This is a genomic window from Endozoicomonas atrinae (assembly GCF_001647025.1).
Taxonomy (GTDB): domain Bacteria; phylum Pseudomonadota; class Gammaproteobacteria; order Pseudomonadales; family Endozoicomonadaceae; genus Endozoicomonas; species Endozoicomonas atrinae.
In genome coordinates, this window is the sequence record NZ_LUKQ02000163.1 from 1 (window position 1) to 12725 (window position 12725).

Annotated in this window: 7 protein-coding genes and 1 pseudogene; 1 reads left to right on the plus strand and 7 read right to left on the minus strand. The window is 43.7% G+C overall.

Annotation, left to right across the window (positions count from 1 at the left end; all coding sequences use genetic code 11):
* Positions 1–126 precede the first annotated feature (126 nt).
* Positions 127–657 (plus strand): annotated as a pseudogene (locus AK963_RS19055) (integrase core domain-containing protein); the annotation flags it as partial.
* A gap of 87 nt (positions 658–744) precedes the next feature.
* On the opposite strand, the gene AK963_RS19060 reads toward AK963_RS19055, so the two are convergent.
* The 7 genes from AK963_RS19060 to AK963_RS19090 form a co-directional block, all read right to left on the minus strand.
* The gene (locus tag AK963_RS19060; RefSeq protein ID WP_066017026.1) at positions 745–1929 is read right to left on the minus strand and encodes a DGQHR domain-containing protein; all 1185 of its coding nucleotides are present in this window, start codon (positions 1927–1929) and stop codon (positions 745–747) included.
* Positions 1926–2528: a hypothetical protein gene (locus AK963_RS19065; RefSeq protein ID WP_066017027.1), complete on the minus strand. Its 603-nt coding sequence runs from the start codon at positions 2526–2528 to the stop codon at positions 1926–1928. The genes AK963_RS19060 and AK963_RS19065 overlap by 4 nt, the downstream gene beginning before the upstream one ends.
* A gap of 26 nt (positions 2529–2554) precedes the next feature.
* Positions 2555–3418 carry a phosphorothioated DNA-binding restriction endonuclease gene (locus AK963_RS19070; RefSeq protein WP_139117516.1) on the minus strand — a complete coding sequence of 288 codons (864 nt, stop codon included), beginning with the start codon at positions 3416–3418 and terminating at the stop codon, positions 2555–2557.
* Entirely contained in the window at positions 3397–8640 is a 5244-nt protein-coding gene (gene dptH, locus AK963_RS35605; RefSeq protein WP_066017029.1) for a DNA phosphorothioation-dependent restriction protein DptH, read from the minus strand. The genes AK963_RS19070 and dptH overlap by 22 nt, the downstream gene beginning before the upstream one ends.
* Positions 8621–9955, minus strand: a complete 1335-nt coding sequence (gene dptG, locus AK963_RS19080) for a DNA phosphorothioation-dependent restriction protein DptG (protein WP_066017030.1) — start codon at positions 9953–9955, stop codon at positions 8621–8623. The genes dptH and dptG overlap by 20 nt, the downstream gene beginning before the upstream one ends.
* A 1-nt stretch (position 9956) precedes the next feature.
* Complete coding sequence (dptF, locus tag AK963_RS19085; protein ID WP_066017031.1) at positions 9957–11564, minus strand: DNA phosphorothioation-dependent restriction protein DptF; 1608 nt, start codon at positions 11562–11564, stop codon at positions 9957–9959.
* Positions 11565–11900: 336 nt separating this feature from the next.
* Positions 11901–12725: hypothetical protein (locus AK963_RS19090; RefSeq protein ID WP_238593781.1), on the minus strand; the 825-nt coding region annotated here is incomplete at its 5' end.

Below are 12725 nucleotides of genomic sequence, written 5' to 3' on the forward strand. Positions count from 1 at the left end.
AGTCAGCTTAGTAAAATATTTAACTTTCTGGAACTATCAGACTTGCAGACCACCCCAAAAAGCTATACTTAACGACAGGTCATTTTGGACTGGTGTTTTGAGGACTTTTTACGCCGGTGATGACATACGTTCTATGTGGGTACGTTCAAAGGCGTCGGTCGTGTTTATCAGCAAACCTATGTTGATACCTATTCGAAAGTCGCCCAGTGTAAGGTTTACCCGACTAAAACACCGATCACGGCTGCTGACTTGCTGAATGATCGTGTCCTGCCTTTTTATGCTGGTGAAGAGCTGCCCGTATTACGAGTACTCACCGACAGGGGAACGGAATATTGTGGTAAAGCAGAACAGCATGATTACCAGCTTTACCTAGCGATCAATGAGATCGAGCACACGAAAACAAAGGTAAGGCATCCCCAGACAAATGGTATTTGTGAACGCTTCCATAAAACAATATTACGGGAGTTTTATCAGCCAGCGCTCAGACGAAAGCTCTACGGGTCGATTGAAGAAATACAGCAGGATCTGGACGACTGGCTGAATCACTACAATACTGAGCGTACGCATCAAGGCAAGAAGTGCTGTGGCAGGACGCCGATGGACACGTTACTTGATGGTAAAAAGATCTGGATGGAAAAGTTCGTTAACGTAGCTTGACCTGACAGACACCTTCTTGAAAATCGGTAGCTGTCAGATCAGGTCTGGAGTTATACAAATAATGGGGCGGTTTTAGCTTGCCCCTTTCTATTTGGATGGAGGAGGGCGATTATTAACTATGTTTATTATTTCTTTATCAACATCACTTTCTTCTATTATTTCTAGACATAATTTGAATGTATCTAATAGTTTTTTCTTTGTTGCAGTCCTTGGGCTGAAATGATCACTGTTAAATACTAACCCCTCTAGTTTTGATATAGTGCCATCAAAGTTTAAAGAGCTGTCTAGTGTAACTAATTCTTTTGAAAGTATTTCTTTGAGTAGAGAAAATTGAGATGAGATTCCAACAGTTTTGAATATTATGTTGTCACTATCTTTGTTTTTCCATAAATATTTTTTTAAAGAGTTAAAGTATCGATCTATAATCGTTAGAATGGCTTGATCATTGCCATCAATATAAAATTTTCTTAAAGGATATTTGGGGTCGTCTTTAAGATCGCTTCTCGAGCCATATCCTAAAATTTTCTTTTTGTTTACTTCATATTTGTCTTTTCTAGGATTTCCAGATATTAAAGAGTTTATTCCTTCTATAAAGGCAGCTGATGATATGGTCCAGTTGTCATTTTTTGATTTTGATCCTTTTATTAGTTCAATTCTTCCTTGGAGTACTCCCGTTTGATTTAGTTCTCGCGAAATTTTAACGGCTAAAATATCAGGAGACCATGACATTGCATCGGATTCATCGAGCTGATAACCAAATAATTGGTATGCTAAGCTCTTATCAACAGGCTTTTGATTGAAGTTAATTGTTGAGAATATTAACGCTTGTGATGGTGGTGGTAAGTCTATAAATATAGAGCATGGAAGAGACATGCTTACGCTAGAGTTGTTAAACCCATTTACTCGGTGCTGTCCATCAATAATTGAGCAAATTCTTAGCTTTGGATCTGGGATATTTATATGATAAATATCTTCGTTGTTAACATCTTGCTCTACATACCATCTTTTGTCTGGATCCACCACAAGATTATCATCTTCATCAAAATTGGCACTTATTATAATTGAATTTGGTAATGCTGCATTATGAGTTGATATGTACTCTCTGATTTCATTAATTCTATTTTTCTTTACTGATCTTTGGTTGCCAGTTAATTCCCCATCCCGAAAAGAAGCTGCTCTAGAATATGTCACATCTTTAAGTAACTCTGTGTTAAGAGAAGCAAGATAAAAATCACCGATAGGTTGGGTTATTCTTATGCATGGAATTTTCATAAGCCTTTTCCTCCCATCTCTGTTTTTTGCGTGTTTTCATCTTTATAGTCCAAATCTAAGTTTTTTGTTGCCTCTAAATTGATTGCTTGAAACTTGGGGCGATGAATATTAACGACAAGCCAAAGAATTAGAGTACTTCCTAGGCCTAAGAATATACCATCATCAGATTTTAGTGCATAAAATGCTAGAAGTGCTGATATAGCCCATAGGAAGAAAACTATATGAAGGGAAAGAACTTTCTCAATATCATCCGCGGGTTCGGGCTCTTTGTTTTTTTCTTCAAAAACATATTCTACAGCCATGCTTCCTAGGGTGGCTATACAGTAGGTGAAAACAGATAGATTGTCTATGTGGTGAGAAATCGGGATTTTACCTTCGATTCCTGAAGGGAAAAATGTAATCCATATACCCATAGTTCCCAATCCTATTGCGATCATTGAGAACATTAAATAGCTTGGATTAATTAATATTGATATGAAGTTTCCCAGAATAATGCCTAATGATCTCTGCCAGTTTCTCAGAGGTCGAAAGTATCTATTTATTGTTTTTACAAAGGTGCTAGAAAAACTAGCCCAAGACTCTTTAAATTTTATATCCATGGTGAATTAATCAGCTCGTCCAGTTTTTACTTTTGAAATATGTTTAAGGTGTGCCATTTTAAAAAAATTTTGCTTGGTAAAAAAATAGAGTTAGGCAAATTGATTTCCAGGTTATCAAATTTTGAAAATAGCTGCTTATATATTTCTCCTCCATACGCGTTCGTAGATAACTGTATCCGATAGCAGCCATTAATAGTGAAAACTCCTCGATCAAATGCTTTATGATGTAATGAACATAGAGCAATACCATTTTCGATAGTTGATGGACCATTATTTTGATGCCATTGTATATGAGCTGCTTCCAAGCCAATAGGCGCATGGCCTAGTCGACAATCAAACCCACAAATAGCACACTTATAGCCGTATGCAGTTAGTACTGCCTGTCGGAAATTTGGATCACGCTTATGAGGCTTGTTGAGATATTCCTGAATATTCAACTTCTCAATAATGTCATCATGAATTGTCTCAGGGAAAAACTCTTCAAGTAGCTCACCAATTGCGCGAGCCATTTTGTCTTTACTGTTGACAATGTCATCAAACTCTTTCTGGTTCAGACCGCCTGCAACACCATATTTCAACAGTTCTGATTTCTTCGCATCAATGTTGCTGGAGCGGGGCTGAGCCTTTTCATGGTTTTTCAGTTCCCATATCCCATCATTCTGCAGTCGCCAGAACGGGTATTCTGGATGGTGCGATGTCCGATAAGGGCCAAATTCAATCAGTAGGTCCCTCAGAGGCTCATCAATTTCTTTGTAGGTAAAAAAACGATCATGTCCTTTTTGGTACTGAGATAGCGCATATAATAGCAGGAGCGGTTTATGAACCGCTCGCTGACTACCACGCTTCCATACGTTTAAATTCAGCTCCATTATTTTTGAATTAACTCCCAAAAAGCCTTGTCCTTAATGGTACGAACTCTGTCCTGCCCACCAAGGTACAAAGAGGTATGTTTCTCCAGCCCCTGTATCTGCTCGATAACCTTATCATCATCGGCTTTGCTGTTGGTCTTAAATACTGTGCGCACATCCTGTGCTTTGATCTCATTTACCTTATGAACCACCCAGCTTAAAACGTAACTGGCGTAGTTGTTCTCGCTGGTTTTAAAGTGACTCAGCTCCTGGGTAGAGAGAATAGTGCCTACACCAAACTCCCGGCCTTCCTTCATGATCATGCGCAGGCTGGCAAAGTCCTGTTTCATAAAGTTATCCGCCTCATCCACAAGTATGAATTTGGAGATTTGCCGGTATGGTGCTTCAAATTTAGAACTACCCTGCAGATGCATCTGGTTGTAGAAAATATCCAGGGTAATGGCCACAATCAGGCTTTGTATTTGTGTGCTATAACCGGAAAGGTTAATAACCGTGACACCATCGACAAGGTCGTACAATGATTGTGTTTCATTTGGGTCAGGTTGAAAGATTTGGAAGCTGATCAACTCAAATAGAGCTGCATACAGAGAGTCTTCCTCAACCTTTTCCTGCTCCATAAACAACTCCCAGATCTGCTGTACAGTCGGAGTCGGTTTGCTCCAGGTAGATGGATCTTGTGGTTTTATACCAGCCTTGTCATAAGCCTCCAAAATTAAGGTACTGATCTTGTTTTTCTGTTTGTTACCAAGGTTATACGCCGTAGCCAGTGTATTTCTGAACAGGTTGGCAGTATGTACTGGTAGCATGGGCTTATTGCCAAACAGAGCCAGTGGGTTAAATGGCAGGTTAAACAGATTAAAGACTTTGGCATTGGTTGCCTGAACAAAGTCGTCCTTTATGTAGTCCGCCTTGTAGTCAAAGATCAGAATACCGATGGGCTGGCCATCCACATTCTGGGCCTGATTGCGAACCAGCTGGGTAATCAGGCTTTTGGTAAACTGGGTCTTCCCGGTTCCCATGGTGCCAATAATGGCCGTGTTGGGATTAAACAGTTTATCGGTATTGGTTGGCTCCCAATATATTGGGAGCTCGGTGACCAGTTCGGTACCGAACAGTACGCGCAGCGGTTCTTCGTTCGCGAATGGTTGCTGCTCTTCTGTTGCTTTTGGCTCGACTGAAGCCAGAGTGTTGCCGCTGGATTGTGTTTGATCGGTGTGAACAGTCTCCTGATTGGCTCCGCTAATAGGTGTATCTGTGTTATCGGCGCCAAGGTCTGCCTCCAGCGCACGGCTTAGTTCATCAAACAGCTCATGTTGGTCCAGCTCTGTAGACTCATCTTCAAACTCTTCATTATCTTCAATGTGCAATACCTCATTGGTCAAAGGGATTACACGTTGACTGACCAGCCCTAACGACATAAAAGCCGATGCAGGAATACCGAGTTGATTCGTATTGGCAAGCAGGCTTTGCAGCTCTGCTAAAGGGCTACCCACCAGGGTGTCCAGGTAGGCATAGGGCATTTCCAGCTGGAGAATATTATCTATGACCTGTGCGGTGGTGCGTGTGCAATTATCGTCTTCTCGGTGCACCACGACTAAACCTGCCGGGTATCCTGGCAGTGTGGCCAGCTGATAGTCCCCCTTCAACCACAGCTCCCGCTGGGCCAGAAGACTATTAAAATAATTGTGATTAAAGACCTGATAGAGTTGATACTTTTCAATCTGCATCAGGATTTGCCGCATAAACAATCCGCGGTAGAGGCGGCCTTCAAGGGTTCTGGGTGCCAGCAGTCCTTCCACCATGTATTTACCCAGTGCTTTGGCCTGTGTTCGGGCACCTTCCAGGGCCGTGTGGCCTGTACCGTAATGACCGGTTTTCACTTCTACGGGGAGCAGAATTAGTTCTCCATCCCTGAAACCGGCAAACAGAATGTCGTCGGAAATTTTCCCTGAAAACTGGTTGCCTTGATGGTAACGGGAGAAGTCACTCTCACTCATTTTCAGGCCGACATTACCAGAGACTCGAATCATCTCTGCGACGGATAAAGGAATCCAGGTAATATCCGACTGCGCCAGCAGGGCACTGACCAGTTTCCAACTGCCAATAATACCGCGCTTGCCTTTGTGCTCGGTGGGTTGGTCAGTCACCGTTTTCAGCAACCATTCACCGTTAAAGGCATTGTATTCACTGAGCAGGTTGTTACCGCGCTGATTGAGAATCTTCCGGTACAGCTCCGTCTGGCGGGTGACGGTAATGGCATCGTAACCGGCTGAGCTGGTGTACTGGTCGGAGTAATGGATCAGGATCAGGTTCTGGCTGCTGTGGAAGAAATCCAGGGTCACCTTGGGGTCGATAACCGTCGTCCAGATAGAACTGTCATAGGAACGGTCCAGCGCTGCCCGGAACTCATCACTGACCGCGAGAGCGATAGCACTGTTTTTGGTATACAGCGTATTGGATTGTCTTGCAGGCTTAAACAACCGGTTAATAAGCAAGGCGAGCCGCAGATGAGGTTGGCTTTGCCAGTCGGTGTTCTCCAGACCAAAGGCGGTATAGTAACTGCCATGTTCACTGCGCGATGATTCGCCATTCAGTAACCCATCACAGGCCTGGCCGGAAATATGCTGCTCAGAGTCTTTGTCCACACAATCAATCTTCTGATTATTTTTGAAGAAAGATAGGTGTGCATAAGCTTGCGCTTTATCGTCATGCCGGAACTTACTGAAGGAGAGACGAGTACGCAGAAGATCGATAATGGTATCGGCGTTTTCCCGTGCGCTGCCTTTATCCAGTCGATAGACTTGCTTGATCTGATCGTATGAGCCCATTTCAGCAAAACGATCAAATTCAGTTTCTGTCAGGTCGTCATCGTACAGATTGATATGAATACAATGGCTATTGAGCAGGTGGCTGCGGTAGTAACTGATAAGTCCTTGGAAGAACTCGATATTTTCTCCATTGTTAATGGAGTTAATGATCAGTGGTGCAGAGTTTACCTGCTGAAAGAGCTCCCGGAAGGTCTTAGTAAATTCCTCAATTTTCTCTTTAACCAGCTTGCCTACAAACTGATAGCTTGTCTGCTGCTGAGGCACAATATCCAGCCAGAAACTATTCTCATCTAGCACCTGCGTATAGCAGTAGTCGTATCTGAGCGAAAAGACGTACGGCAATAACCCCCTTGGGTTAAGGCGCTTACGGGTGATGGGCGGCAGGTTTCCAAAAGAGTGCACATCGCCATCGCTCAGAATACTTTCAGTCAGGTTCAGATAGTAAGCGACGATCAGTGGGTGTAAGGGAGAAATCAGTTCCCGGTTTTCCTGCTCCACAAAGCCAACTTTCAGCAGTGTACGGGCATCACTGTTCAGGCTTCTGTCCAGTGGGATACTTTCCAGGTATTCAAGGTACGTTGTGACATACGCTTTGGCTCGATCTCTGAACTCTTTGCCCCATGAACAGAGAGAGACCAGGGTTTGACGGGATTTGAGATAGTCCAGTAATTCACTGGCGGCACTGGCAAAGTCGGGCGCGATGCGACTGATGTCGTCACTGGTCAGGTCACTATGGCCGGTGGCAGATAAAAACAGAATACGTTCAGAGACGAGTCTGTGTTCCAGTTCCAGAAGCTTCTGACGAGGACCTACGGTTTTGTTTTCCTGGTTATCAAGGATGACTTTGCTTTTGGCTGGAATGAATTGACCATTGTAGTGGTCGTTAAACAGGCGGTTAAACCGGTTTTCATCCAGCAGCAGCGGTAGTGTCAAAGAGTCTGTACTGACTTCACCCTCAATTTGGAAGGTCAGGCTACTCAGGCCAGAGGTTACATCAAAAAGAACCACTTCTGACTGCTCATAGGGTTCTTGATAATTGATGACGCCGTACTCATCGCAAGAGATAGAGTCTTCGTTATCAGACAAGAGTTTCTTATCAGAGAGCTCCGGGTTGATCACCAGCTCATGTTCGTCCGTTTGAAGCACAATGCACTTGTGCTTTTTTTTCGGGTTGACCAGGAATTTATTGGCAAATGCCTCAACGTGGAAGGTCCCTTCTTCCAGAATCAAAATATGGAAGCTGTGGCGTTCACTGTTTTTGGTGCGGGTCAGCCGTAACGTCAAAAAAGTTGGTGAGCCATTCCATGGAATATCACAGCTGAGGTGGTACTTGCCTTTGCCCGTTGTGCCTTTTAATGGCAATTTTTCCAGGTCGTCATTGTCGGTGATATCAAACTGTTCCCTTTTAATATCACTTCCATGAAAGACGACTTTGATTTTTACTTCGCTGGTGCCTCTTGGGGCTTCAATTATCAGATGCTTTTTGCGTTTACCTGCAGCGGTACTGCTGGCATTTCTTGGGCCAGTGAGCTTGCAGCTATCGTCGACTTCCAGAGAGTGAAATGCCAGAGCGAACTGCTTCTGTTCATCCATTTCGTTCCAGTAATTCTCGATATCGACGGTTGTGAAGTCTGCTCCCTGACGCGTGATATTTTCTTTGATAAATTTATCGCCAAGGTCGGGAAGCCGCTCGCTGACCTCCTCTGGGAAGTGTTCAATAACATCAGCAATTTCCTGCTTCAATCGGCGATTATCTTCAAGTCGCTTGATAATCTGCTTATCGCTCCAGTTGCCCGTACTAATCGCAGCATCAGGTAACAAGCCAAGATTACGGAGGTCGGGTGTGCCTCCCGTTGAGATGGTTTTGAACAGAGGCTCAAAGCCAAACATACTGCCACCTTCCTCGTGGATCAGCGATGTTTGCCAGGCCAGTAGATTTTTAATCAGGCGCTGACCTGTAATTTGACTGTCAGCGTAATCAACCAGGTTAGTTTCTACGGTCTTCGGAGCCCAGACTGACCCCGGGCTGGCAAGATCTTCGGCACTGTTAATCAGGGTGTCTAAGAGACTGTTATGGAGAACCAGTAAGGCACAACCTTCCAGAGGGGCTGATTGACCTGCAATGGTATCCCTTAGCATGGAGATGTAGTTTTCGCTGAATCTGGAGGCGAGCTTCTGATTTGAATCAGCATGAGCAACAAAAATCAGCCGAATGCCGTTGATCTGGATATAGGGTAGCTGTGTGTCTTCTAGGAGGATGAAGTCATCCGCTTTGCTTTTCAGAGCGTTAAACAGGCTTTGGGTGTTTTTTGCGTCCGGAGATTGGAATTGATAGCGAGATCCGGGCGTGATCTTGCTCTCCAGCCACAGGGTTAGCCGGTTAGTCAGAAACTGTTCAAATAGTGCTGCGCACATATACGGCATCTCCACTGTCGCTTAAACGATCGACGTTGCCTACACGGTCATAAAATGTGAGCAGGCTTTTTTCTGATTGTTTGTCAAAGCAAACGCCCCGGTCGCGAAAACCTTTTAGCAGCTCCTGAAAGTGAACCTTTTGCTGTTTCCCCACTATCAGGTTGGTCAGTAGCAGCAGGTAATCCTGACTGAGCACCAGCACTCGACCACTTCGACCCCGTGACTGCACAAAGTGCCGACAGACCTGCTTCTCAAACTCTTTCTGGTAGGCGGTCCTGATTTCATGACGTGAGGAAGACTGGGTATCAAATTGATCCTGCGCATACTGAATAAGGACTTCCAATGCATTGATGGCGGGGTTCTCAGATGTGCCTTCTTTTACCTTCAAGCCATTTTTATCCCGAAAATTCTCTGCCCAGGCATTGATGATCTCAGTAACTTTCATCTGGGTTTCAATATCTGCTTCCTGGATTGCTTCCGCAAATTTCCAGAGAGGGTATTTTTTATCACCATCTCGGTTGAGTCGGTCGAGCATGGAGAGAATGGGAAACAAGGCCTCAGATGATTTGTACAGTGGCAGGAAACCGTTACGATGAATCTCTGTTCTTTCCTGGCCTGCTTTCTCATTATCCAAAATAAAATACAGAGGCTTGCTGCCAGGTTGACCCGACTTCCACCCTCTAATGTTTAGAGCCATTTGTGAACAATAAATAAAGTTATACAGTTCCAGGAACTGGTCACTATATTGCAGCAGGTAGTCGGTTTTATGGCATAGGAAAGAAAGGTCTTTGACAAACAGTTCCGCAATATAAGGCAGGTATGGGTACTGCTTTTCATTGGGCTTTCTATCTTTCAAGTGCCCTTGGAGTTGCTTGAGAATAATCGTCTCAACAAAGTTTGGGTGGCTGTCCAGCGCTGCATCGACATGACTGAAGGCCATGAAGCTCTCGTAGATTTCACTGAGATGTTTACTGGCGCTGGGTGGCTTTTCACTTTGTCTTAGTAGTAAAAAGTCGGGTGCCACAAGCTGAAGTGCGTTATTCTCAAAATACATCTTTTCCAGATGATCCAGAAAACTCTCTTCACTTAACAGGCTGCCTATTTCATCAAGACACTTCGATTGAAATTTTTCAAAGCGAAAGCTGGGCTTGAGCTCTTTGCCAATGATTAACCCTAGGGTATGGCCTGCAGTGATTGCATAATCAAAGCGATTTCCTTTGTTCCGGTAGGGCAGATAAGTAAATAGATTGTTTTTTTCTTTGCTACCTGAATAAGCGGTACTCAGAGCATTAATAATTTGTTGTGATAAGTTCATATTAGCGCTCCACCCTGATCTCATACTCTTCCATATCATTAATCAGCGACCAGGTTTCCGAGTCTTTGGTGATCTGGATACGATCTTTGTGTCTTACTTTGGCAGTAATGCTTTCAATGACTTCTTCCAACAGGACTATCACGTTTTTGTCGTGTCGGTTTGGCCGGTATCCGCGATTTATTTTACAAATCAGATCCAGAAAGTTGACGGAAACGGGTAGTGGAGCGAGGTCATGGTCATCAAGCTTCAAGTAGGCATTAAAGTAGCCCAGTTTTTTCGGGCGCTCTTCCTGAACCCGCTTAAGGCTTGCTCTGATATCGACCTTTGCAGATATCGTATATCCATTCAGATGATTCAGAAAAATTTGACTCTTATCACTCAGCTGAGGAGCAAAACGGTTGGCAAAACGTAGCAGTGCTTTTATAAGTTCTTTGCTATAAAACGCTCTGAGAGCGCTTCTTTGATCTGCATCGCCTTCAAAGTTACTGTGTAGCAGCCAAATGTGTGTATATTCTTCAATCAATTCATTATTGAAGTTGTTACTGAATTTACGATGGTACTGCGCTTGAGGGCTGAGTCCCTGAAGCTCAATATCTTTAAATAAATAAAATAGGCGTAACCAGCTTCCTGGTTGATTTTTTATTTGATCAGGATCGATCCATTCTTCTATATGGTTTTTGAAGGCCGAAAATTCACTATCCTCAAACTCCAGTGAGTTCTGGATAAGGAATAAGTCGATTTCTTTTGACCGGATATTACACGGATCAAATTGCTGCAGGTTACGGAAAAGGTCGGTTGTATCCGACGCAAATAGGTTATCAAACAGGTATTTAGGGCCTGTTAACAACTGATGGATGACATCAAGAATGGTTCTGGCTGTCAGAAAGAAGTCGCTTTTCAGTCGTAACTTCAGGAGTGTCTGAATGATGAGCTTCTGAATTGGCTTCTGCTGAAGCATGACGTAGTTGCTGTGAAGAATAGGATCACTCTCTTTCAGCTCTGCTTTCCATGCCTGGTAGAATGGGTTCTCCCCACTGGCCTGAGTGAGCTTATAAAGCACTTCCTGTATAAAAGGGGAAAGAATTGCATCATCAACAGGAACGTATTTTGGGTGATCCTCAAAGTTAATGAATGTGTGTTTCGACGGCTGGTTATTTTTCTGTTTCCCGGAAAGGTAGTGCTTGATGGAACTACGAATATCGATATGTTCGTCAGAGCCACAGTCGCTGTAGTTAAACAGCATCCCTGTGTTGATGCCGACGATCAGTGGCTTATTAGACGCTATATGCTGAGTAAATAGTTCATCCAGTGTGGCAATGGCGTCTTTATCTGGTTGAAAACTGTGAGTTGCATCCAGATGAAAAGTGATCTTATTGTGATATTGATCGTAATAGCGTGTCAGAATCTCTGATTTTCCATCCCCGGAGCTACCGCAGAGAAAGATAATCTCATCATTACTTTCAATAGTCGTTATTGCTTTTTTGAAAGCTTTTTCTACATCAGTTTCGATGTAGAGGTACTCTTTGACACGATTATTGCGGTTACCCAGCGTCGAAACGGCATGAGCCGATGACCGCGAAAGAGTGTCGAGCATCTTGCGAAATGTCATAAAAATACTCGAAATCTGTCGAATTTTACGAAGAATGTAGAGATTTCTGCCTGCGGATTTGTACAGGAGAGAATGAGAGTTCTGGCTAGCTTGGAGGAGACTGTTGTCGTTTCATATCAAAAACGACGCTACCGCCCGTGGATTTACCACTGCCTTATATTGCAAGTGGGGAGCATGGGTCCAGATAGCTCAGAGGTATAAGTTTTGATAATCCGACCAATAGTACTAGAAACGGCAGGTGGGCAACCAGTAGTAAAACCACGGTTGTTTATGAAATTTCTTGTCTGCCGTTGTTGGCCGTCTAAATGGGGGAGAGCTTGATGAGGGTAAGAAGCTTTACTGGTGTTCCATTGATGGAACCTTTGAGAGCTCTTGTTTGATGCGCTTACTTATCAATATGTTCACCATGTCTTCTAGCAGTCGCAGAAGAACCTGGTTTGATCTGGCAATCTCTTCTTGTTTACGCTGGTAGGCTCTAGCCAGCTCAGCATTGGCGGCTCGCACAATTGCCCGAATGTAACTTTTAAGCCACTCTGGACAATTCTCCGGGAAGTCTGGCGTTATTGATTCTGGGCTGCCCGGTGATGAAGAGCTATCTACAGAAGTTTTCAAAGCCAGGGTTTTATTCGAATGCCCCATCTTATTTTTATAGAAATTACCAATATCCGTTGCCCACTTTTTTCCACCACTCGGATGATTGACCCACTCTGTAATACGATGATCTGACAGTTTCAGAATTTCTGTGTTTACGGCAGTGTTGTCCTCAAACGCTACTGTTGAGGCTAATTGTGCCCAGCAATAGTCTTTTCCCAAAGCTGACCCCTTGATACCTCGTTTAGTAAATATTCCAAAATGAAATCTAAGACCAGTAATTCGACCTGTGGATTGAATGTATGCACTGACACCAATTTTTTTCGATCGTAGAGAACTAATGAATCGGGGGAATCTCTCCGTATTGGGTGTTGACATACAGTCTTCAACGGCCTCCTTAATGAGCAGCCTCAGTTGCTGTTTTTGCGATGGCTTGGTGGTTCTGTCATCACCGGCGTAAAAAGTCCTCAAAACACCAGTCCAAAATGACCTGTCGTTAAGTATAGCTTTTTGGGGTGGTCTGCAAGTCTGATAGTTCCAGAAAGTTAAATATTTTACTAAGCTGACTCT